This is a genomic window from Pseudonocardia oceanicola (assembly GCF_047200735.1).
Taxonomy (GTDB): Bacteria; Actinomycetota; Actinomycetes; order Mycobacteriales; family Pseudonocardiaceae; genus Pseudonocardia.
In genome coordinates this window covers 48462-69463 of the sequence record NZ_JBJZON010000031.1, presented here as the reverse complement: position 1 = coordinate 69463, position 21002 = coordinate 48462, and the positions used below count along the sequence as shown (strand labels likewise).

22 protein-coding genes and 1 pseudogene are annotated in these 21002 nt (G+C 74.8%); 12 read left to right on the top strand and 11 right to left on the bottom strand.

Features of this window, described 5'->3' with window-relative positions; all coding sequences use genetic code 11:
* The first annotated feature begins 1714 nt into the window (after positions 1–1714).
* Positions 1715–2203: an ABC transporter transmembrane domain-containing protein gene (locus ACL02T_RS30425; protein WP_412834239.1), complete on the top strand. Its 489-nt coding sequence runs from the start codon at positions 1715–1717 to the stop codon at positions 2201–2203.
* A gap of 56 nt (positions 2204–2259) precedes the next feature.
* Positions 2260–3168 (top strand): ABC transporter ATP-binding protein, encoded by a 909-nt coding sequence (locus tag ACL02T_RS30420; RefSeq protein WP_412834238.1) that lies wholly within the window; start codon positions 2260–2262, stop codon positions 3166–3168.
* 586 nt (positions 3169–3754) lie between these two features.
* Here the strand turns inward: ACL02T_RS30420 and ACL02T_RS30415 are convergent.
* The gene (locus ACL02T_RS30415; protein WP_412834237.1) at positions 3755–3877 is read right to left on the bottom strand and encodes a hypothetical protein; all 123 of its coding nucleotides are present in this window, start codon (positions 3875–3877) and stop codon (positions 3755–3757) included.
* A 74-nt stretch (positions 3878–3951) separates the two neighbouring features.
* Between ACL02T_RS30415 and ACL02T_RS30410 the strand changes: the two are divergent.
* Together ACL02T_RS30410 and ACL02T_RS30405 are read left to right on the top strand one after the other, a co-directional pair.
* Positions 3952–4107: pseudogene (locus ACL02T_RS30410) on the top strand (FAD-dependent monooxygenase); the annotation flags it as partial.
* 114 nt (positions 4108–4221) lie between these two features.
* Entirely contained in the window at positions 4222–4413 is a 192-nt protein-coding gene (locus ACL02T_RS30405) for a hypothetical protein (protein WP_412834245.1), read from the top strand.
* A gap of 22 nt (positions 4414–4435) precedes the next feature.
* Here ACL02T_RS30405 and ACL02T_RS30400 read toward each other — a convergent pair whose 3' ends face one another.
* Together ACL02T_RS30400 and ACL02T_RS30395 are read right to left on the bottom strand one after the other, a co-directional pair.
* Positions 4436–4930 (bottom strand): 2'-5' RNA ligase family protein, encoded by a 495-nt coding sequence (locus ACL02T_RS30400; RefSeq protein ID WP_412834236.1) that lies wholly within the window; start codon positions 4928–4930, stop codon positions 4436–4438.
* Between the two features lie 35 nt (positions 4931–4965).
* Positions 4966–5883, bottom strand: a complete 918-nt coding sequence (locus ACL02T_RS30395) for an iron-sulfur binding domain-containing protein (protein WP_412834235.1) — start codon at positions 5881–5883, stop codon at positions 4966–4968.
* 144 nt (positions 5884–6027) lie between these two features.
* On the opposite strand from ACL02T_RS30395, the gene ACL02T_RS30390 reads away from it, so the two are divergent.
* Positions 6028–6933, top strand: a complete 906-nt coding sequence (locus ACL02T_RS30390; protein ID WP_412834234.1) for a hypothetical protein — start codon at positions 6028–6030, stop codon at positions 6931–6933.
* On the opposite strand, the gene radA is transcribed toward ACL02T_RS30390, so the two are convergent.
* Both radA and ACL02T_RS30380 read right to left on the bottom strand, forming a co-directional pair.
* Positions 6914–8326: a DNA repair protein RadA gene (gene radA / locus ACL02T_RS30385; protein ID WP_412834233.1), complete on the bottom strand. Its 1413-nt coding sequence runs from the start codon at positions 8324–8326 to the stop codon at positions 6914–6916. The genes ACL02T_RS30390 and radA overlap by 20 nt on opposite strands.
* Before the next feature lie 31 nt (positions 8327–8357).
* Positions 8358–8963, bottom strand: a complete 606-nt coding sequence (locus ACL02T_RS30380; protein WP_412834232.1) for a copper chaperone PCu(A)C — start codon at positions 8961–8963, stop codon at positions 8358–8360.
* Between the two features lie 217 nt (positions 8964–9180).
* Between ACL02T_RS30380 and ACL02T_RS30375 the strand changes: the two genes are divergently transcribed.
* The 3 genes from ACL02T_RS30375 (at position 9181) to ispF (ending at position 10927) form a co-directional block, all read left to right on the top strand.
* On the top strand, positions 9181–9672 hold the full coding sequence (locus tag ACL02T_RS30375; RefSeq protein ID WP_345382546.1) for a CarD family transcriptional regulator: 492 nt from the start codon (positions 9181–9183) through the stop codon (positions 9670–9672).
* Positions 9673–9749: 77 nt separating this feature from the next.
* The gene (gene ispD, locus ACL02T_RS30370) at positions 9750–10466 is read left to right on the top strand and encodes a 2-C-methyl-D-erythritol 4-phosphate cytidylyltransferase (RefSeq protein ID WP_412834231.1); all 717 of its coding nucleotides are present in this window, start codon (positions 9750–9752) and stop codon (positions 10464–10466) included.
* Complete coding sequence (ispF, locus tag ACL02T_RS30365; protein WP_412834230.1) at positions 10463–10927, top strand: 2-C-methyl-D-erythritol 2,4-cyclodiphosphate synthase; 465 nt, start codon at positions 10463–10465, stop codon at positions 10925–10927. Before ispD ends, ispF begins: the two co-directional genes overlap by 4 nt.
* Positions 10928–11071: 144 nt before the next feature.
* Here ispF and ACL02T_RS30360 read toward each other — a convergent pair whose 3' ends face one another.
* Positions 11072–11506, bottom strand: coding sequence for a VOC family protein (locus ACL02T_RS30360; protein WP_412834229.1), 435 nt, complete (start codon positions 11504–11506; stop codon positions 11072–11074).
* Between the two features lie 97 nt (positions 11507–11603).
* Here ACL02T_RS30360 and cysS point away from each other — a divergent pair, with 97 nt between their 5' ends.
* From cysS to ACL02T_RS30345, 3 genes are read left to right on the top strand one after another with little or no spacing between them, the layout of a single operon-like run.
* A complete protein-coding gene (gene cysS / locus ACL02T_RS30355) occupies positions 11604–13013 on the top strand; it encodes a cysteine--tRNA ligase (protein ID WP_412834228.1) in 1410 nt (469 codons plus the stop codon).
* Positions 13014–13030: 17 nt separating this feature from the next.
* Positions 13031–13993: a 23S rRNA (guanosine(2251)-2'-O)-methyltransferase RlmB gene (gene rlmB / locus ACL02T_RS30350; protein WP_412834227.1), complete on the top strand. Its 963-nt coding sequence runs from the start codon at positions 13031–13033 to the stop codon at positions 13991–13993.
* 54 nt (positions 13994–14047) lie between these two features.
* Positions 14048–14824: a maleylpyruvate isomerase family mycothiol-dependent enzyme gene (locus tag ACL02T_RS30345; protein WP_412834226.1), complete on the top strand. Its 777-nt coding sequence runs from the start codon at positions 14048–14050 to the stop codon at positions 14822–14824.
* A 6-nt stretch (positions 14825–14830) separates the two neighbouring features.
* Here ACL02T_RS30345 and ACL02T_RS30340 read toward each other — a convergent pair whose 3' ends face one another.
* Genes ACL02T_RS30340 through ACL02T_RS30330 form a run of 3 tightly spaced genes read right to left on the bottom strand, consistent with a single transcriptional unit; the run spans position 14831 to position 17504 of the window.
* Positions 14831–15673 (bottom strand): metal ABC transporter permease, encoded by an 843-nt coding sequence (locus ACL02T_RS30340; protein ID WP_412834225.1) that lies wholly within the window; start codon positions 15671–15673, stop codon positions 14831–14833.
* The gene (locus ACL02T_RS30335) at positions 15670–16497 is read right to left on the bottom strand and encodes a metal ABC transporter ATP-binding protein (RefSeq protein WP_412834224.1); all 828 of its coding nucleotides are present in this window, start codon (positions 16495–16497) and stop codon (positions 15670–15672) included. The genes ACL02T_RS30340 and ACL02T_RS30335 overlap by 4 nt, the downstream gene beginning before the upstream one ends.
* An 11-nt stretch (positions 16498–16508) precedes the next feature.
* Complete coding sequence (locus tag ACL02T_RS30330; protein WP_412834223.1) at positions 16509–17504, bottom strand: metal ABC transporter solute-binding protein, Zn/Mn family; 996 nt, start codon at positions 17502–17504, stop codon at positions 16509–16511.
* A gap of 126 nt (positions 17505–17630) precedes the next feature.
* Between ACL02T_RS30330 and ACL02T_RS30325 the strand changes: the two genes are divergently transcribed.
* Complete coding sequence (locus tag ACL02T_RS30325; protein ID WP_412834222.1) at positions 17631–18734, top strand: LacI family DNA-binding transcriptional regulator; 1104 nt, start codon at positions 17631–17633, stop codon at positions 18732–18734.
* 30 nt (positions 18735–18764) lie between these two features.
* Here ACL02T_RS30325 and otsB read toward each other — a convergent pair whose 3' ends face one another.
* Both otsB and ACL02T_RS30315 read right to left on the bottom strand, forming a co-directional pair.
* Entirely contained in the window at positions 18765–19556 is a 792-nt protein-coding gene (gene otsB, locus ACL02T_RS30320; RefSeq protein ID WP_412834221.1) for a trehalose-phosphatase, read from the bottom strand.
* Positions 19549–20976 carry an alpha,alpha-trehalose-phosphate synthase (UDP-forming) gene (locus ACL02T_RS30315; protein WP_412834220.1) on the bottom strand — a complete coding sequence of 476 codons (1428 nt, stop codon included), beginning with the start codon at positions 20974–20976 and terminating at the stop codon, positions 19549–19551. Before ACL02T_RS30315 ends, otsB begins: the two co-directional genes overlap by 8 nt.
* Positions 20977–21002: the final 26 nt, after the last annotated feature.

Below are 21002 nucleotides of genomic sequence, written 5' to 3'. Positions count from 1 at the left end.
GTCCGAGCGGTCCCAGTCCGAGCGGTCCCAGTCCGAGCGGTCCCAGTCCGAGCGGTCCCAGCCCGAGCGGACCCAGCCCGACCGAGGCGCACCCGCGTCGGACCTGGACGACCACGCTCCGAAGGCGTCGGCCAGGCCGGCGCCCACTCCTGCGGTGCGGTCGAGCTCCGACCCCGGCGCCGTCGGCCGACCGGATCGCGAACCGCCGCGCCCGTCCGGGAGCGCCACCCGGCAGGACCCAGGTGGGCGGCCGGCGCCCTGGGGCGGTGACCGGCTGCGGCCGGACACCGCCCCGGGTGATCGGTCCGCCGATGTCGCTCGTGGCCACTCGTCGGACGGTTCCGGGGACCGCGCCCGCGCCCTGGCGCCCGACCGGACCCGGACCGGTGCGGAGGACCGGTCAGGAGGCCGCGACGCCGGACACCACACTTACTCGGGGAGTACCGACACCCCGCGGGCGCAGCACTATTCCGCCTCCCGCCCCGAGGACCGGTCGGGCGGCGACACCCGGCCGCGCCACGGCGACGCACCTGCGGCGCAGACCGGTCGGGAGCGCGACGGCCGGGCCGGGCACGAGCGGCCCCCGTGGCGGTCCGAGGACCGGTCGGTGCGCACCGGCGCCCACGACCGTGGCGACGTCGCGCGGCAGGACGGGCGTCGGGACCCGGGCGCGACGACGCGGGACCGGTCTGCCCGCTCCACGACGGAGGCCCGCTCCACGACGGAGGCTCGACCCACGACGGAGGCCCGCTCCACGACGGACGCCCGCCCTTCGACGGAGGCTCGACCCACGACCGAGGCCCGTCCCACGACGGACGCCCGGACCGTCGGCCCGGCTCGCCCCGACTCCCGAGCCCGTTCCGGCAGCCCGTCCGGGACATACTCCACCCGGTCCGGTCAGCGGCCGGAGGTCCGGTCCGACACCGGGCCCGAGACCCGGTCCGGCACGGACTCCGGGCAGCGGCGTGGTTCCGAGCAGCGCAACCGTTCCGCTGCGGGACGGGAGGGTTCCGACGCCGACTCCGCCGACGGTGGTACCACGGGCGACCGAAGCGCCCGCGGCTCCGGCGACCGATCGGGTTCCTCGGACGGCGGCTCCGGCGGCGGCTCGCGGCAGTCCCGTGGCGGGGGCGAGGTGGCCGGCGGAACGCATCCGACCACGGGGTCCGCCGGACGCGGGGGTGCGAGGCCTGGCGCCGGTGCGGACCGGGTACCGGGCACCGCGGACGAGTCACCGTTATCGACTGCTCCTCCGGGGTGATCCGGCGGTCCGTGTGCAACGGACACCGGAGCCGCGGCTGTCCCTCGGTGCTCCCGCCGGGAGCACTGATCCACTGTGGATACCGGTTCCGTCCTCTTCGGACGGACGGTGAAGGGGGACGAACCGCGAGGGGAGACCACCACCACTGGGGCGGCCACGACCACGATTGGGGTGGCTGGGGAAACGACGACGACAAGGACTGCGGCGGCTGGGGCCACTGGGGTGACAGCTGTGACGACGACAACGGATGGGGGAAGTGGGGCGACTGCAGCGACTGAGTGAGCCGGCGGTGGTCCCGTTCCGACGGGGCCACCGCCCTTCACCGCGGAGGGGGTCATCACGTGCGGGACGTTCTGCGGTCGCTGCTGAGCCGGACGCCGCCCGAGGAGGTCGGGCTGGTGGACGCGGCGCCGCCCGTCGCGGTCCGCGAGATCTTCCGCCGGTTCGGGCCGGATGCCCGTCCACGGTCGGCTGGCGGTCGTGCTGGTCCTGGTCGTCGTGGCCCCGTACCTCGACGCCGCGATCGTGTGGCTCTTCAAGCTCCTGGTCGACGACGTCCTCGCCCCCCGGAACTTCGCCGCGTTCCCCCGGCTCGCGGTCCTCTACGTCGGCCTGACGGTGGCCCTGGGGCTGCTGCGGGTCTGGTCGACCTACCTCACCGCCTACATCGGCGAGCACTTCCTGAACCGGCTCCGCGTGCGGGTCTTCGCGCACGTCCAGACGCTCTCGCTCGGCTTCTTCGACCGCCGCCGGCTCGGTGACACGCTGAGCCGGCTCACCGGCGACATCTCGCAGATCGAGGGCCTGGTGCTGTCCGGCGTGACCCGCCTGGTGCCCTCGGCCGTCACGATCGCGGTCTACACGGGCATGCTGTCCTACCTGAACCGGCAGCTGGCCCTGGTGGCACTCGCATCACCCTCGGCGGCCTGCTCGCCTTCCTGATCTACCTGTCCCAGCTCTACGCGCCCGTGCGCGGGCTGGGGTCGTACTCGAACTCGGTGTACGCGGCCGCCGCCTCGGCCGAGCGGGTCATCGAGCTGCTCGACCAGCGGACCTCCGTGCCGGCGCCGGAGCACCCGGTCCGGCTGGCGCGGCCGGGTCCCGGCCCCGGCCCGCTGCCGCGGGTCCGCGGGGAGCTACGGCTGGAGGAGGTCGGCTTCCGCCATCCGGAGAAGACCGTGGACGTGCTCCACGACGTGTCCGTCACGGTCCCGGTCGGCGGCACGACGGCCCTGGTCGGAGCGAGCGGGGCCGGCAAGACCACGCTGGTCAAGCTGCTCCTGCGGTTCTACGATCCGACCCGCGGCCGGATCCTGCTCGACGGGCGGGACCTGCGCGCGAACATCGCCGTGGTGCTGCAGGAGACCCTGCTGCTCGACGGCACCATCGCGGAGAACATCCTGGCCGGCCGGCCCGACGCGAGCCGGGAGGACCTGGAGCGCGCGGCCCGCGCCGCCGACGTCGACGACTTCGTCGACGCTCTGCCCGAGGGCTTCGACACCCGCGTCGGCCAGCGCGGCCGGCTGCTCTCCGGTGGTCAGCGGCAACGGATCGCGGTGGCGCGCGCCATGATCCGGGACGCGCCCGTGCTGCTCCTCGACGAACCGACGACGAGCCTGGACGCCGAGTCGGCCGAGCGGGCCCTCGGCCCGATGCGCCGGCTGATGGCCGGCCGCACCACCGTCGTCATCTCGCACAACCTGCTCACGGTCACCGACGCCGACCGGATCCTCTACCTGGAGGCCGGCCGGGTGGCCGAGGCCGGCACCCACGCGGAGCTGCTCGCCCGGGACCGGCGTGACGCCCAGCTCTGCCGGCTGCACCACGACTCGGCCCCCATGCCGGTCGATCTCGCGGCCCGCCGGGCCGCCGGCCCGGGCCCAGGTGACAGGAAGGCGGCACGATGAGGATCGTCTGCGTCGGCGGCGGGCCCGCCGCGCTCTCCTTCGCGATCTCGGCCAAGCGGCGCGACGCCGCGCACGAGATCACCGTGCTGGAGAAGGACCCACGCGGCGCCACCTACGGCTGGGGCGTCGTCTGCCACGACGGCCTGCTCGACCGGCTGTACCGCAACGACCGCGAGTCCGCCCGCGCGATCCGGGCCCGTTCGCACCTGTGGCAGGAGCAGGAGGTGCACCTGCGCGGCGAGGACGTCGGCTACCTGTCCGGGTACGGGTTCAGCGTCCCGCGCGCCGGACTGCTCGAGGTGCTGGCGAACCGGGCGGCGGACCTCGGTGTCGACGTCCGCTACGAGAGCCCCGCGCCGGAAACCGCCCTGGCCGACGGTACGTTCGACACCGGCGAGCTCACGGCGGACCTCGTCGTGGTGGCCGACGGGGCGCGCAGCCGGCTGCGCGACCACGTGTCCGACGATTTCGGCACAGCCCTGACCACCGGCCGCAACCCGTACATCTGGCTCGGCACCGAGAAGGTCTTCACCAGCTTCACCTTCGCCTTCGAGGAGACGCACGCCGGCTGGGTCTGGTGCTACGGCTACCCGACCAGCGCGGGCGTGAGCACGTTCATCGTCGAGTGCTCGCCGGAGACCTTCACCGGCCTCGGGCTGGACACGTTGCCGCACGAGGACGGCATCGCGCTGCTGGAGAAGATCTTCACGCACACCCTCGACGGCCAGGCCCTGAGGAGCAGCTCGCGGGGACGGCCCTCCCCCCTGGCGGCGGTTCCTGGAGGTGCGCAACGAGACCTGGCGGCACGCGAACGTCGTGCTCCTCGGCGACGCCGCCCACACCACCCACTTCACCATGGGGCAGGGCACCCGCTTCGCCATGATCGACGCGATCATGCTGGCCCAGGCGCTCTACGAGCAGCCGTCGCTCTCGGCGGCGCTGGGCGCCTACGACCGCAAGGGCCGCGAGGCGCTGCGCACGGCGCAGGCGGCGGCGGCCCGCACCGGGGCGGCCTGGTTCGAGCACGTCGACCGGTACCTCGACCGTGACGCCGTGGAGTTCGCCTACTCGCTGTCCCACCGGCAGGGCATGCAACCACCGTGGCGCTACCAGTGGCACATGGCGACCCAGCTGACCCCGGTGCGCAAGGGCCGCAGGCTGGCCCACTCCGGACGCCGCTGGTGGCGGGCGCGCAAGCGCGGCGAGCAGCCGTTCGCACCGCGCGGGCTGCTGCGCGCCGGCTGACCCCGGTGTCCCGGCAACGGCGTCAGGCCAGCAGGGGCTCGCTGGACCCGTCCCGGGTGTCGGCGATCTCCACCCCCTCGATCGCGGCCCGGATCGGGCGCACGGGGTGCAGGAGCGCGAACGCGTCGGCGGGCCGCTCGTGCGCCAGCACGACGTGCGGGAGCCACGCGCCGGGCAGGTAGGAGCCGAAGGGCGAGCGGACCCTGCCGGCCAGTGCGTCGTGCACGGCGTTGTGCACCGCGAGCAGTTCGGTGTCGACGATGGCGGAGAGCACCAGGTCGTCGTCGTGCCCGGCGACCGAGCCGAGGGTCGGCAGCCAGAGCGCGGGCAGGCTGAGCCCCCGCAGGGCCTCGGTGAGCTCGACGCGTGCGGCGGCCGGGATCTGGGCGGCGGCGGCGAAGGTGACGGTCGGGATCTCGTGCGGGACGCGAAGGCCCTCGGCGGCGAGCCGGTCGCGGAGCTCCACCACGTGCTCCTCGGCGGCCATGTCGAGCCGGAAGCGGACGATCTGCGCCATCGAGCTCCTCGTACCTCGCCAACCTTTCTCCGCGGTCAGTCTGTCGTATGCGCGAGCGTGCCGCCCAGCACGAAGCGACCGTCGGCGGCCTGTTCGGCCAGGCCGTCGACCAGCAGCGAGTCCAGACAGCGGTCCCGCTGGGCCCGATCGGCCCAGACCGCGTCGAGTGCCGCCTTCGGCACCGGGCGATCGGCCGCGCGCAGCACGTCCATCAGCCTGCCCCGCACCTGGCGGTCCGTCCCGGCGAAGCCCTGGGCCGGACGGCGGGGCCCGGTGTACTCCGGCCGTCCCGCCGCGACCCAGGCGCACGCCGTGCTGACCGGGCACGTCCCGCACCTCGGCGAGCGGGCCGTGCACACCACCGCACCCAGCTCCATCAGGGCGGCGGAGACGACGGCGGCCTCGCCCTCGTCCGCGGGCAGGAGGGCGTCGACGTCGGCCAGGTCGGCCTTCGTCCGTGCCGGTCCGGCGTCACCCGCACCGTGCACGGCCCGGGCGACCACCCGCCGGACGTTCGTGTCGACGACCGGGGCGCGCAGTCCGTAGCCGAAGGCGGCGACCGCCCGGGCGGTGTAGCTGCCCACCCCCGGTAGGGCCTCCAGCGCCGTGACGTCCGACGGCACCCGGTCGCCGTGCTCCGTCGTGATGACCTGGGCCGCCGCGTGCAGCCGCATGGCCCGGCGCGGGTAGCCGAGCTTCCCCCAGGCCCGCACCACCTCCGCGCGGGGCTCGGCGGCGAGGGCGGAGGGCCGCGGCCACTCCTCCATCCACCGCAGCCATACCGGCTCCACGCGCGACACCGGCGTCTGCTGGAGCATGAACTCGCTGACCAGGACGCCCCACGGGGTGGTCCCCGGCCGCCGCCACGGCAGATCGCGCGCGTGCGCCCGGAACCACTCCGCGGTGCGCGCGGGGAGCTCGCCCGGACCGGAGCGGTGCAGCACGGCCGTCACGACGCGATCGTCGCACCGCCGGTCCGGGGGCCGCGCGACCGGGTGGGTGATCGCCCGATACGGTCCCCCACACCGGTGGATCGGGTGCGCCGCGCCGCGCGAGATCCTGCGACGTGTAGTAATCACAGAGCTACTCTGCGTGATATGTGGGAGCCGGTGGGACCGCTGCCCGCGCACGTCTACTGGAAACGGCGCTGGCTGGCGCTCGCGTCCGTCATCGCGTTCTTCGTCGTGACCGGGTTCTCCGTCGCCGCGCTCACCCGTCCCTCGTCCGACCTGGCCCCCACCGAGGAGGCCACGAGCCGTGCGGCCAGCAGTTCCGCCCTCCACACCGGCCCCTCGCCGTCGGGCACGCCGGCGTCGGTCGTTCCGCCGACCGGCGCCACGATCGACCCGGCCACGGGAACCCCCTCGGCGGCACCCGGCACCTCCGCCGAGGCGCCGCTGTCCACCGGCGGGGTGCCGATGGGGGGCCCGGGCAGGGGGGCCTCACCCGGGACGGCGACCTCGGACCCGTCCGAGGCGCCCTCCACCGGGGCCTCGGTCGAGGGCGGCCCCGTGAGCGCCACCGACGAGTCGAAGCGCCCCGACGACACCCCCCGCGCCTCCGTCCCGGTGGCGCCCACCGAGCCCGCCCCGCCGGCCGGTCCACCGCCCTGCACCAACGACATGATCGAGGTCGGGGCGGAGATCGACGCGCCGCGGCACGAGGTGGGCGACCGACCCGAGCTGCGGCTCACCGTGGTGAACGTCAGCAACCAGGCGTGCGTGCGCGACCTCGACGGCGCACTGCTGGAGATCGTGGTGTGGGACCGGCCGATCCGGACCCGGCTGTGGTCGAGCAACGACTGCGTCAACCCGTCCACACAGGACCTGCGCACCCTCGTCCCCGGCCAGCCGGTGGCCTTCGAGGTGACCTGGTCGGGGCTCTCGTCGAACCCGGGCTGCACCGCCCCGCGGACCCGGCTGCCGGCCGGTGACTACACGCTGCTGACCCGGGTCGCCGACCGGATCAGCGGCCCGACGTACTTCACCCTGACGCCCGCCTGATCCGCGAGAGCACCTGCGACACGTCCGAGACCTCGGTGACCTTCATGCCGGTGCCGGTGCCCGCGTCGCTGTCCGGCGGGACCAGGGCGTGGGTGAAGCCGAGTCGGGCGGCCTCCGCCAGCCGGCGCCGGACCCCGGACACCCGCCGCACCTCCCCGGCGAGCCCCAGCTCGCCGAGGACCACGAGGTCCGGCGGGAGGGCGACGTCGTTCTTCGCGGAGGCCACGGCCATGGCCAGGGCGAGGTCCGCGGCCGGCTCCGTGACCTTCATCCCGCCGACCGTGGCGGTGTAGACCTCGGAGTCCTGCAGTCGCACCCGGCCGCGCCGCTCGAGGATCGCCAGCAGCATCGCGACCCGCGAGCTGTCCAGCCCGCTCACGGCCCGCCGCGGCGTGGGCATCGACGACGACGCGACCAGCGCCTGGACCTCGGCCAGCAGCGGTCGCCGCCCGTCCATGACGACGGTGACCGCGGTCCCCGGCACGACCGACGCCCGGGTGGCCCCGAACCGGGCCAGGAACAGGCCCGACGGATCCGGCAGCCCGACGATGCCCTCGTCCCGCAGCTCGAAGCAGCCGACCTCGTCCGCGGGGCCGAAGCGGTTCTTCACCCCGCGGACCATCCGCAGCGTGGAGTGCTTGTCGCCCTCGAACGCCAGCACCACGTCGACCAGGTGCTCGAGCACCCGGGGACCGGCGATGTTGCCGTCCTTCGTGACGTGCCCCACGAGCAGCACGGGCAGTCCGCGCTCCTTCGCCAGCGCGGTGAGCGCGACGGTGACCGCCCTCGTCTGGGTGACGCCGCCGGGGGAGCCGTCGACCTCCGGCGAGGTCATGGTCTGCACGGAGTCGACGATCAACAGGTCCGGGTGCAGCGCGTCGACGTGCCCGAGGATCGACGAGAGGTCCGACTCGGCGGCCAGGAACAGCCGGTCGTGCAGGGCGCCGGTGCGCTCGGCCCGCAGGCGCACCTGGCCCGCGGACTCCTCGCCGGTGACGTAGAGGACGGAGCCGCCGCGCAGCGCGCCCGCGGCCTTCGCCGCCACCTCGAGCAGGAGCGTGGACTTGCCGACGCCCGGCTCACCGGCGAGCAGTACCACCGCGCCGGGTACGAGCCCGCCACCCAGCACGCGGTCCAGCTCGTCGACCCCCGAGGGACGGGCCCGCGCGGAGTCCAGCGCGACCTCGGCGATCGGGCGGGCCGGGGTGCTGGGCGCGCCGGCCGCGACGCGGCGCAGCCCGCCCCCGCCGACCGCCGGACGGGCCGGTTCGGCCTGCTCGGTCAGCGTGCCCCAGGCCTGGCAGCCGGGGCAGCGCCCGACCCACTGGGCGGCGCGGTGGCCGCACTCGCCGCAGACGTAGGCGCTGCGGGCGGCGCGGGTCCTCGCGGTCATCGCGCGTCCCGGCCGGGAGGGACCGGGGCGGTCAGTGGCCGCCCTCGCCGCCGCCCTCCACGGGCGCCATCTGGTCCTGCCGCGGCATCGGCGGGTTCTGCACCGGCAGGTCGACCGTCAGCCGGCCGGCGTCCTGGAAGACGAGGGTCAGGGGGTAGGTGCGCCCGGGCACGATGTCCTCACGGAGCCCGGTGAGCATGACCGTGATCTGCTTCGACCCCGGCAGGGCCGCGGCCGCGCCCTCGGTACCCGCCACGAGCGGGGTCTGCGGGGACAGCGTCTGGTCCCCGGTGACGACGACCTGCGACGCGGCCTCGCTCGAGGCGGAGACGAGCCGGTCCGCCGCGCCGCCGTCGTTCACGACGACCATCGCGACCGGCGCCTGGCCGCCCTGCTGGTAGATCGCGCCGGTGGGGGCCAGCCCCTCCGGCCAGACGATCTCGGCGTTGCGGACCGCGACGTCGCCCGTCACGGCACCGGCGCCGCCGACGGCTGCGACCTGCTCGGCGGTCTGCGCGATCTGGCCCGCACCGCAGCCGGACAACAGGAGGGCCCCCGCGGCGGCCGTGCCGACCGCCAGGACCTTCCACGCGCCCGGGCGCGTGGCGGAGCGTCGGGGGGTGGTCGCGCGGCTCACGGTTCGGGTCCTTCCTGACGGCCGTTCGTGCGGCTGCAGCCTAGTCGTCGGGTCCGACGGTCCGTGCACTCGGCTCTCGGCCGGGCGCCCGCGCACCCGCGTCTGCACGTTTTCCGCCCGTTGTCAACCCCCTGACCTGCGACGATGTGCCCTCCCGTCGCACGGGGGGCGGGTCGGGCGTGTTAACCTGGGTGCAGCGAAAGGGGCCAGAGGACACATGGTTTTCAAGGTCGGAGAGACCGTCGTCTACCCGCACCACGGTGCCGCTCTCATCGAGGCGATCGAGACCAGGACGATCAAGGGCGAGGAGCGCAAGTACCTCGTCCTGAAGGTCGCCCAGGGTGACCTGACGGTTCGCGTTCCCGCAGAGAACGCAGAGGTCGTGGGCGTTCGCGATGTCGTGGGCCAGGAGGGGCTGGACCGGGTGTTCGAGGTGCTGCGCACCCCGCACACCGAGGAGCCCACCAACTGGTCGCGCCGGTACAAGGCGAACCTGGAGAAGCTCGCGTCGGGCGACGTGAACAAGGTGGCCGAGGTCGTCCGTGACCTCTGGCGCCGGGAGAAGGACCGCGGCCTGTCCGCGGGCGAGAAGCGGATGCTGGCGAAGGCCCGGCAGATCCTCGTCAGCGAGCTGGCGCTGGCCGAGGGCACGGACGAGCAGCGGGCCGAGGCCCTGCTCGACGAGGTGCTGGCCACCACCAACGCCTGACCCGCCCCGCGAACGGCACGCTACGGCCCCGTGGTGCCCACGGCCCGGCTGACGCACGCACCGGGGCGGAGGTCGCGGTGAGCGTCGCGGCGGTCGTGCCCGCGGCCGGCTCGGGGACCCGGCTCCGGGCGGGTGCGCCCAAGGCCTTCGTGCCCCTGGCCGGTGTGCCGATCGTGGTCCGCGCGGTCGAGGGGTTGCTGGCCTCCGGCGCGGTCGACGAGGTGCTGGTCGCCGTACCGGCGGACCTGCTCGACCACGCGCGGGAACTGTTCGTCGGCCGGCCCGTCACCGTTCTGGTGGGCGGCGGCGAGCGCACGGCGTCGGTGCGGCTCGCGCTCGACGTGCTGTCCGGTTCCCACGGCGGTGAACGACCGGGGGGGCCCCGGGGTGACGGCCCACCGGAGATCGTCCTGGTGCACGACGCCGCCCGTCCCCTCACCCCGCCCGGCCTGGTGGCGGCCGTGGTGGCGGAGGTCCGGTCCGGTCACCCCGCGGTCGTACCCGCGCTGCCGCTGGCCGACACCGTCAAACGGGTGGACGTCGCGGCCGCGGTCGAGGCGACCGTCGACCGGTCCGAGCTGCGGGCCGCGCAGACCCCGCAGGGCTTCGCCTGGGAGACCCTGCGGGCGGCGTACGACGAGTCCGGCGCGGACGCCGTCGCCACGGACGACGCGGGCCTGGTCGAGCGGCTCGGCGAGCCGGTCGTCACGGTGCCGGGCGATCCCGCGGCCTTCAAGGTGACCACACCCTGGGACCTGCGGGTCGCCGCACTGCTGCTGGAGGAGAAGGCGTGAGGACCGGGATCGGCACGGACGTGCACCCCGTCGAGCCCGGGCGGCCCTGTCGGATCGCCGGGCTGCGGTGGGAGGGCGTCGACGGCTGCGCCGGCCACTCGGACGGCGACGTCGCCTGCCACGCGCTCTGCGACGCCCTGCTCTCCGCCGCCGGTCTCGGGGACCTCGGCGCGGTGTTCGGCACCGGCCGCCCGGAGTGGTCGGGCGCGAGCGGCGTCGCCCTGCTCGCCGAGGTCCGGCGGTTGCTCACCGCCGAGGGCTGGCGGGTCGCCAACGCCGCGGTGCAGGTGATCGGCAACCACCCCAAGATCGGCACCCGCCGGGACGAGGCGCAGAAGGTGCTGTCGGAGGTGGTCGGCGGCCCGGTGTCGGTCTCCGGCACCACCACCGACGGGCTCGGGCTCACCGGCCGGGGCGAGGGCATCGCCGCGATCGCCACCGCCCTCCTCCTCCCCGCCTGAACCGCCCGCCCGGCCCGATCCGCCCGGCCCCGATCCGCCCGGCCCGATCCGCCCGGCCCGATCCGCCCCGCCCGATCCGCACGAACGGCACTCTTGTGCGGACCTACCGCAGACAAGTGCCGTTCGTGCGACGGGCAGGCGTGCTCACCCGGCGAACATCGCCCTCGTCCGGTCCTCGATCTCCGCCGGTGTGAGGTCCTCCGTCTTCTGCGCGACCATCCACTGGTGGCCGAAGGGATCGGTGAGCCGTCCGCCGCGCTCGCCGTAGGGCTGGTCGGCGATCGGGAACCGCACGGTCGCGCCGCCCTCCTCCATGGCCGCCCCCACGGCGTCGGCGTCGTCGACGTAGAGCGCGAGGACGGCCGATCCGCCGCCGTCCGGCGGGGCCGGGTCGTACTCGTCGCCGTCCTTGACCGCCCACTGCACGGTCCCGGCCCGCAGCAGCGCGTGCACGACGGCGCCGTCCGGTGTCGCGTACCGCTCGACGAGCTCGGCGCCGAATGCCTCGCGGTAGAAGGCGATCGCGGCGTCGGCGCCCCGGACCGGCAGGCGGGGGTAAAGCTGCTCGATGCGTGTCATGCCGCCCAGCGTGCCGGGACGGCCGCCCGGCGTCTTGGAGAAATGTGATGCGGCCCTGCCGCGGTCCGCCGACCAGCGCGTCCGTACCCTGGGACGGGTGAGCGTCCGACTCTTCGACACCCTGACCAGGACGCAGCGGGACTTCGTGCCGCTGCGGGCCGGAGCCGTGTCGATGTACGTCTGTGGCGCCACGGTGCAGGGGCTGCCCCACATCGGGCACGTCCGCAGCTCGCTGAACTACGACGTGCTGCGCCGCTGGCTCGCCCACGCCGAGCCGGGCCGCGAGGGGCGCGACGTCACGCTCGTCCGGAACGTCACCGACATCGACGACAAGATCCTGCGCAAGGCGGCCGACGCGGGCCGCCCCTGGTGGGAGTGGGCCGCCACGCACGAGCGGGCCTTCTCCGCGGCGTACGACGCGCTGGGCTGCCTGCCCGCCTCGCTCGAGCCGCGGGCCACCGGCCACGTCCTGCAGATGGTCACCTACATCGAGCGGTTGATCGAGGGGGGGCACGCGTACGCCGCGGGCGGGGACGTGTACTTCGCCGTCCGCACGTTCCCGGGCTACGGCCGGCTCTCCGGCCAGAAGGTCGACGACGTCGCGCAGGGCGAGGGCGACCTGAACGCCAAGCGGGACCCGCTGGACTTCACGCTGTGGAAGAGCGCCAAGCCCGGCGAGCCGTCCTGGCCGACGCCGTGGGGCGAGGGCCGGCCGGGTTGGCACCTCGAATGCTCCGCGATGGCCACCACCTACCTCGGCCCGGAGTTCGACATCCACGGCGGCGGGCTCGACCTGGTGTTCCCGCACCACGAGAACGAGCGCGCCCAGTCCTGCGCGGCCGGTGACCCGTTCGCGCGCTACTGGCTGCACAACGCCTGGGTCACCATGGGTGGCGAGAAGATGTCGAAGTCGCTCGGCAACACGTTGGCGATCGACGCGCTGCTGCAGCGGGTCCGCGGCGTCGAGCTGCGGTACTACCTCGTCGGCCCGCACTACCGGTCGGCGATCGAGTACTCCGACGCGGCGCTGTCCGAGGCGGTCGCGGCGTTCCGCCGGATCGAGTCCTTCCTGCACCGGACCGGTGAGCGGGCCGGAGCGCCCCGCGTCGCCGACCGGGTGCCGGCGGAGTTCGCCGCCGCCCTGGACGACGACCTGGGCACGCCAGGCGGCCTCGCCGTGCTGCACACCACGGTGCGGGAGGGAAACGCCGCGCTCGACTCGGGCGACAAGAAGGTGGCGACCGCGGCGGCCGAGTCCGTCCGCGCGATGGCCGGGGTGCTCGGCGTCGACCCGCTCGACCCGCGCTGGCGCACGGGCGACCGGGGCGAGGAGGCCGCGCTCGGCGCGCTGACCGCGCTCGTCGAGGACCTGTTGGAGCGCCGCCAGGCCGCCCGCCGGGCGAAGGACTTCGCCGAGGCGGACGCGCTGCGCGACCGGCTGCTCGCCGCGGGCATCACCGTCGAGGACGGCGCCGACGGCCCCACGTGGTCGCTCAAGAACGCCTGAACCGAGAGACAGGGATCATGGCCGGCAACTCCAAGCGCCGCGGTGCGGTGCGCAAGGAAGGCACGAAGAAGGGCGCCGTCGTCGGCTCCGGGGGCCAGCGCCGCCGAGGGCTGGAGGGCAAGGGCCCGACGCCGCCCGCGTCCGCGCGCAAGGGCCACCCGGCCCAGCGCCGGGCGGCGGCGAAGGACCGGCGCGCCGCCGCGGGCACGCGCGGTCGCCGCCCGCAGGACGGCGACGTCCCCGAGACGGTGCTCGGGCGCAACCCGGTGGTGGAGTGCCTGCGCGCCGGGGTCCCGGCCACGGCGCTGCGGGTGGTCGTCGGAGCGACGGCGGACGAGCGGGTGGCCGAGTCGGTGCACCTCGCCGCCGACGCGGGGCTGTCCATCCTCGAGGTGGAGCGCGCCGAGCTCGACCGGATCTCCGGCGGCGCGCTGCACCAGGGCGTCGCGCTGCAGATCCCGCCTTACGAGTACGCGCACCCGGACGAGCTGCTGGAGGCGGCGTCGGAGGCCGGGCACCCTGCCCTGATCGTCGCGCTCGACGGCGTCACGGACCCGCGCAACCTGGGCGCGGTCGTGCGCTCGGTCAGCGCCTTCGGTGGGCACGGCGTGGTCGTGCCGCAGCGCCGCTCGGCGGGGATGACCGCGGTGGCGTGGCGGACCTCGGCCGGCACCGCGGCGCGGCTGCCCGTCGCCCGCGCGACGAACCTCACCCGCACCCTGCGCGAGTACGCGCAGACCGGGCTGATGGTGGCCGGCCTCGACGCCGACGGCGACGTCTCGCTCGACGAGTTCGACCTCGCCACGGACCCGCTGGTGATCGTGACGGGCTCGGAGGGCAAGGGGCTGTCCCGGCTCGTCCGCGAGTCCTGCGACGTCACGGTCTCGATCCCGATGGCCCGCGAGGTCGAGTCGCTCAACGCCTCGGTGGCCACCGGTGTGGTGCTGGCCGAGGTCGCGCGGCGCCGCCGCCTGGCCTGAGGTGCGCACCCGCTCCGTGCTGTGGACCGTCGCCCCGTCGTCCACACTGTCCATGTGAGCAGGAACGACACGTCGGAGACCCTCCCGTGGATGCGCGCGGGCACCGAGCACCTGCTCGCCGTCGTCGACGGGATCCCGGACGGGGACCTGACGGCCCCCAGCGCCCTGCCCGGGTGGACCCGGGCCCACGTCGTCGCCCACGTGGCACGCAACGCCGAGGCCCTCGTCCGGCTCGCGACCTGGGCCCGCACCGGCACCGAGCAGCCGATGTACCCGAGCCCGGAGGCCCGCGACGCCGAGATCGAGGAGACGTCCGGCCGGTCGCCGGAGGTGCTGCGCGCCGAGCTCGCCGCCACCGCCCGCGAGCTCGACGAGGCGCTCGGCGCGCTCACCCCGGGGCAGTGGGAGGCGACGATCCGCAACGCCCAGGGTCGCGAGATCCTCGCGACGGAGATCCCGTTCCTGCGGATCCGCGAGGTGTGGGTGCACGCCGCCGACCTCGACACCGGGGCCTCGCTCGCCGACCTGCCCGCCGAGCTCGTCGACCTGATGCTCGACGACGTCACGGCCACCCTGTCCGGCCGGGCGGGGTGCCCCACGCTGCTGCTCGCCCCGACCGACCGCGAGCGGGTGTGGCGGATCGGCGATCCGGGCGCCACCCCGGCGCCCGTCGTGTCGGGCCCCGGCGAGTCGATCCCGGCCGAGTCGGCCCCGCTGGGCGAGGTCGAGACGCAGAAGGCGCCGGCTGCGGACCTCCTGGGCTGGCTGACGGGCCGGGCGCCGGCGAGCGTGCTGGCCGGCACCCCGCCCGAGCTGCCCCGCTGGCTCTGATCGCCGTCAGGCGGTGCGGACCCGGCCGCGGACCCGCCCGACGAGCCGGCACACCAGGTAGGCCAGGAACGCGAGCGTGGCCACGTAGCCCGAGATCGGCAGGCCGGGGACCAGGCTCAGCAGGGTCCCGCCGAGCAGCGCGAGCTCGGCGATCCCGATCGCCAGCAGCGTGGCGGCCAGCGGGCTCGAGGTGACCCGCGCGGCCGCGGCGCCCGGGATGATCGTGACCGAGAGGACGAGGATGGCGCCGACGATCGGCACGGCCAGAGCGGTCGTCAGGGCGACGAGAACCGCGAACAGCGGGGAGAGGAAGCGTGTCGGTACCCCGCGGGCCACGGCGACGTCGGGATCGGCGCTGGCGAACAGCAGCGGCCGGTAGACCACGGCGAGGGTGGCCAACACGACGATCGTCACGCTGACGAGAATCGCGATGTTGCTGGAGTCGACGGACACGATCGAGCCGGTGAGCAGGCCGAACTTGTTCGAGGCCCGGCCCTCGTAGAGCGCCAGCAGCAGCACACCGAGGCCCAGCCCGAACGCGAGCACCACGCCGATCACGGAGTCCCGCTCGCGTTGGCGCAGCCCGAGCAGGCCGAACACCAGCCCGGCGGCCACCGCCCCGACGACCGCCCCCACGCTCACCGAGATCCCGACGAGCAGGGCCGCGGCGCCGCCGGTGAACGCCAGCTCCGCCGTGCCGTGGACGGCGAACCCCATGCCGCGCGCGACGACGAGCGGGGCCAGCGCGCCCGCCACCAGACCGAGCAGCGCGGCGGCGACGAAGGCGTTCTGCACGAAGGGCAGGGCCAGCAGCTCCCCGATGCCCTCGAACCCGATCAGCCGGCTCACCGGATCGCCTCCAGGGCGTCGTGGTGCGCGTGCTGGTCCTCCGCACCCACGACCACCAGTCGGCCCCGCACCCGCACGACCTCCACGTCCGTCCGGTACAGCTCCGACAGGGTCTCCGAGGTCATCACCTCGTCCGGCGTGCCGATCCGGAACCGGCCGTCGACCAGGTACAGGACCCGGTCGACGAGCGGCAGCACCGGGTTGATCTCGTGCGTCACGAACACCACGGCGGTGTCCGCGGCGCGGCGCCGCTCGTCGATGAGCCGGCTGACCGTGCGCTGGTGGGCGAGGTCGAGGGAGAGCAACGGCTCGTCGCACAACAGGACGCGCGGATCGCCGACCAGGGCCTGCGCCACGCGGAGCCGCTGCTGCTCCCCGCCGGAGAGCCGCCCGACGGGGGAGCGGGCGTACGAGGTCGCCCCCACCGCCTCGAGCGCCTCGGCCACCCGGCGCCGCCGCTCCGCCCGGCCGCGCAGGCCCGGGCCGAACCGGTGCCCGTCGAGGCCCAGCCCCACGAGGTCGGCGCCGCGCAGCGGCATGTCCTCGACCAGGGCCTTCTGCTGCGGGATGTAACCGATGCCGCCCGCGCCGCGCCGGGCCGGCTCACCCGCGATCCGGACCTCGCCGGCGTCGAGCGGCTGGAGGCCGAGCAGCACGCGCAGGAGCGTGGTCTTGCCGGAGCCGTTGGGTCCCAGGACGGCGAGGAACTCGCCGGGCGGGACGTCGAGGTCCAGGGCCTCCCACAGCACCCGCCGCCCGAACGCCACCCGCGCGCCCCGCAGCGCGACCGCCGCGGGGGGCGCCGTCGGGGGTGTCGCGGTCATGACCTCATTGTTCACGCCGCTCCGTTCAGGGCGCCCGCCAGGGCGTCGAGCTGGGCGCTCTGCCACGCGACGTAGGAGTCCACGCCCTCGGGCAGGGTCTCGCCGACCTCGACGACCGGTACGCCCGCGGCCTCCGCCGTGTCCGCGACCTTCTGCGTGGAGGGGCTCTCGGTCTGGTTGTTGACCACCAGCGTCGTCACCGGGTCCGGCCCGCCGACGATCTCGAGCGTCGACGCCAGCACCGCGGCCGCCGGGTCGGTGCCCTCCTCGACGGCCTCGCTGAACTCCTCGGGGGTGGCGTTCTGCAGGCCGGCGGCCTCGGTCAGGTAGAGCGGCACGGGCTCGGTGACGGCGATCCGCTCGCCCGCGTGCGCGGCCTTGATCGCGTCGACCTTCTGCTGCAGCCCGTCGAGGTCGGTGCCGAACCTCTGCGCGTTCGCGGTGTAGGTGGCCGCGTCGGCCGGATCGGCCGCGCCGAGGTCCTTCGCGATCTCGTCGGCGACCTTCCGCACGGTCGGCAGGCTGTACCAGACGTGCTCGTTGAACTCGCCGTGGTCGTGGCCGTCCGGGTCGGGTGGGGAGGAGTCGCCGCCGGCCTCGGGGGCACCGGGCAGGCCGGAGAGCTGCACTGCGTCGATCACCGTGGCCTTCGTGCCGGACGACTCGACGAGGCGGGCGGCGAAGTCGTCGTAGCCGCCGCCGTTGACCACGACGAGCGCCGCCCGCGCGACGGTCGCGGCGTCGGCGGGCGTGGACTCGTACTCGTGCGGGTCGGCGGTCGACGAGTTGATCAGCGACGTGACCTCGACGAGGTCGCCGCCGACCGCGGAGGCGATGCTGCCGTAGACGTCCGTCGAGGCGACGACGGCGACCTTCCCGCCCGCGGCGGTCGTCGGGGCGGCCGCGGAGCCGTCGGCGTCGGATCCCGAGCCGCAGGCGGCGAGCGCGAGGACTCCGGCCGATCCGATCACGGTGGCGAGCAGGGTGGTGGCGAGGCGCGTTCTCATCGTGGGGTCGTGCTCCCGTATCAGGCTGTGCGCATGCATTTATTGAAAACCGTTGTCACTTCACTCTAGCGGGTGCCGGCGGGCCGGGCTACCGACCGGCCACCGCAGGCGGCTACCGTTCGCGACATGAGCGGTTCACCCCACGTGAGGCGACCCGCGACGCTGGCGTCGCTCGCCGCCGAGCTGGGCGTGTCCCGCACCACCGTCTCCAACGCCTACAACCGCCCCGACCAACTCTCCGCGCCGCTGCGGGAGAAGGTCCTCGAGGCCGCGCGGCGGCTCGGGTACCCGGGGCCGGACCCGGTGGCACGCTCGCTGCGCACCCGGCGCGCCGGCGCCGTCGGCCTGCTGCTCACCGAGGCGCTCTCGTACGCCTTCCGCGACCCGGTGGCCACCGGCTTCCTCGAAGGCCTGGCGCTGGCGTGCGAGCAGGCCGGGCAGGGCCTGCTGCTGGTCCCGGTCAGCCCCGAGCACGCCGACGTCGCCGCGGTCCACCAGGCGGGCGTCGACGGGTTCGTCGTCTACTCCGTGAGCGAGGACGACCCGCACTTCCGCGCCGTGCTCGAACGGCCGGTGCCCACGGTGGTCTGCGACCAGCCCGTCGGGGTCGAGGGCGTCGACCGGGTCGGCGTCGACGACCGACAGGGCATGCGCGCGCTCGGCACGCACCTGACCGCGCTGGGCCACCGGAAGATCGGCGTGCTGTGCATGCGGCTCGGCCCGCAGCGCCACGACGGCCCCGCCGATCTCGCGCGGCAGGAGAACACGTCCTACCCGGTGCAGCGCGAGCGCATCGGCGGTCTGCGGGACGCGCTCGTCGAGGCCGGCGTGGACTGGGCGGGCGTGCCCGTCGTCGAGCGGTTCGAGCACAGCCCCGAGGCCGGGGCGTCTGCCGCGCGGGAGCTGCTGGCCGCACACCCGGACATCACCGCGCTCGCCTGCACCTCGGACGTGCTGGCGATCGGTGCGTTGCAGTACGCCGCCGAGGCCGGGGTCGCGGTGCCGGACCGGCTCACCGTCACCGGGTTCGACGGCGTGCCGGAGGCCGAGCGGGTCGGGCTCACCACCGTGCGGCAGCCCGTGCGCCGCAAGGGCCAGGTGGCGGGGGAGCTGCTGCTGCAGCGCGGCGAGCGCAACAAGCCGAAGCAGGTCGTGCTGCCCACCGAGCTCGTCGTCGGCTCCACCAGCGGCCCCGCGACGCAGGCGGAGAAGTTCTTCTCGGGCTGGTGACCCGCCGCGGGTGAGCCCCCGGCCGGCGGGTCAGCGGCGGTGACCGGCGAGGGTGCGCAGCACGGCCGTGACCGCCTCGGGATCGGCGACGCGGTGCTCCGCCGCGGTGTCCCCCTCGCCGACCTTGACGCCGACGTCGCCCGGCCGGAGCCGCGTGAACACGGACTCGTCCGTGACGTCGTCGCCCGCGAAGAACACGGCCTCGGCGCCCAGCCGCTCACGCAGCACGTCGACCGCCGTACCCTTGCTGACCTGCAGCACGGCGAGGTCGATCACCGCTTTGCCCTCCGTGGAGTCGACGCCCTCCCAGGTGCCGGGCCCGGCCCGCACGGCGTCGAGCACGCGGGCGCCCACCTCCGGTGCGGCGTTGCGGACGTGCACCGCGACCCCCGCCGGCTTGTGCTCCAGGGTCACCCCGATCTCGCCCTCGACCAGATCGACGAGCGCGAGGGTGAGCTTCTCCTTGAGATCCTGCTGCTCCGGGCCGAGCAGCGCACCGTCCCCGTCGGTGAGGCCGGGCCCGTACTCGCCGCCGTGGCTGCCGACCATCCGGACCGGCTCGGTGAGCCCCGAGACGGCGCCCAGGTCCGCGAGGCCACGCCCGGAGAGCAGGACGACCGTGGTGTCCGGCGCGCCGGCGAGCTCGCGGACCGCGTCGGCCGAGTCCGGCAGCGGCCGGGCGTCGGAGGGCACCGGCACGATCGGGGCCAGTACGCCGTCGAAGTCGAGCGCGACGAGGAGGGTGCCCACCTCGCCGAGCCGGGTGAGCGCGTCGGACAGGGCGGCGTCGAGCTCGGGGCCCGGGTCGAGCGGCTCAGTCATCCGCGGGCTCCAGGCCCAGCGCGCGGAGGAACGATCGGGCCCACCGGTCGACGTCGTGCGTCATGACCTGCTTGCGCAGGGTCCGCATCCGCTTCCGGCCCTCCTCGGGAGGCATCGTCAGCGCCGCGTACAGCGTCTCCTTCACCCCGTCCGTGTCGTGCGGGTTGACGAGCAGGGCGCTGGTCAGCTCGGCCGCGGCGCCCGCGAACTCGGACAGCACCAGCGTGCCGCCCAGGTCGTGCCGGCAGGCCACGTACTCCTTGGCGACGAGGTTCATGCCGTCGCGCAGCGGGGTCACGAGCATGACGTCCGAGGCCCGGAAGAAGGCCGCCAGCTCCTCCCGCGGCAGCGACTGGTGCAGGTAGTGCACGGCGGGGTGGCCGACCTTCGCGAACTCTCCGTTGATCCGCCCGACGGCGAGCTCGATGTCGTCGCGCATCCGCTGGTAGTGCTCGACGCGCTCCCGGCTCGGCGTGGCGAGCTGGATCATGACCGCGTCCTCGGCGGTGACCCGGCCCTCCTCGAGCAGCTCCTGAAAGGCGCGCAGGCGGACGTCGATGCCCTTCGTGTAGTCCAACCGGTCGACCCCGAGGATGATCTTCTCCGGGTTCCCCAGGTCCTCCCGGATCTGCGCGGCGCGTTTGACGACGGCGTCGGTGCGGGAGAGCTGGTCGAGCTGGGCCGAGTCGATGGAGATCGGGAAGGCGCCGAGCTTCACGGTGCGCCGTCCGACGGTGACCTCGTTGCGGTTGCGGACGGCCCCGGCGCCGGCGAGGCGCGTGGCGAGCCAGCGGAAGTTCCGCACGCCGCCCGCGGTGTGGAAGCCGATCACGTCCGCGCCGAGCAGGCCCTCGACGATCCGGGTCCGCCACGGCAGCTGCATGAACAGCTCCGTGGGCGGGAACGGGATGTGCAGGAAGAAGCCGATCCGCAGGTCGGGGCGCAGCTCGCGGAGCATCCCCGGCATGAGCTGCAGCTGGTAGTCCTGGATCCAGACCGTCGCGTTCTCGGCGGCCACCCGCGCGGTGTAGTCGGCGAAGCGCTGGTTGACCTTCACGTACGCCTGCCACCAGTGCCGGTGGAACGCCGGCGGGGCCACGACGTCGTGGTACAGCGGCCAGAGCGTGCCGTTGGAGAAGCCCTCGTAGTAGTACTCGACCTCCTCGGCGCTGAGCCCGACCGGGTGCAGCTGGAGGCCGTCCTCGACGAGCGGGCCGACGTCGGCGTCGGGCACGCCGGGCCAGCCGATCCAGGCACCGTCCCGAGCCCGCAGCATGGGCTCCAGGGCCGTGACCAGGCCGCCGGGGCTGCGCTTCCAGCGCTGGCCGCCGTCGGGCAGCTTCTCCAGGTCGACGGGCAGCCGGTTGGCCACGACCACGAAGTCGGGTGGGGGAAGCTCGGATGTGCTGTTGCGGGCCACAAGATCCTCCTCGCGCCGCCGGCGCG

Coding starts and splice junctions, on each gene's coding strand:
- rlmB (WP_412834227.1), top strand. CDS start 13,031: ATGGCCGGCAACTCCAAGCGCCGCGGTGCGGTGCGCAAGGAAGGCACG.
- ACL02T_RS30335 (WP_412834224.1), bottom strand. CDS start 16,497: ATGACCGCGACACCCCCGACGGCGCCCCCCGCGGCGGTCGCGCTGCGG.
- ACL02T_RS30425 (WP_412834239.1), top strand. CDS start 1,715: ATGCCCGTCCACGGTCGGCTGGCGGTCGTGCTGGTCCTGGTCGTCGTG.
- ACL02T_RS30400 (WP_412834236.1), bottom strand. CDS start 4,930: ATGGCGCAGATCGTCCGCTTCCGGCTCGACATGGCCGCCGAGGAGCAC.
- ACL02T_RS30390 (WP_412834234.1), top strand. CDS start 6,028: ATGTGGGAGCCGGTGGGACCGCTGCCCGCGCACGTCTACTGGAAACGG.
- ACL02T_RS30330 (WP_412834223.1), bottom strand. CDS start 17,504: ATGAGAACGCGCCTCGCCACCACCCTGCTCGCCACCGTGATCGGATCG.
- ACL02T_RS30375 (WP_345382546.1), top strand. CDS start 9,181: ATGGTTTTCAAGGTCGGAGAGACCGTCGTCTACCCGCACCACGGTGCC.
- ACL02T_RS30325 (WP_412834222.1), top strand. CDS start 17,631: ATGAGCGGTTCACCCCACGTGAGGCGACCCGCGACGCTGGCGTCGCTC.
- radA (WP_412834233.1), bottom strand. CDS start 8,326: ATGACCGCGAGGACCCGCGCCGCCCGCAGCGCCTACGTCTGCGGCGAG.
- otsB (WP_412834221.1), bottom strand. CDS start 19,556: ATGACTGAGCCGCTCGACCCGGGCCCCGAGCTCGACGCCGCCCTGTCC.
- ACL02T_RS30360 (WP_412834229.1), bottom strand. CDS start 11,506: ATGACACGCATCGAGCAGCTTTACCCCCGCCTGCCGGTCCGGGGCGCC.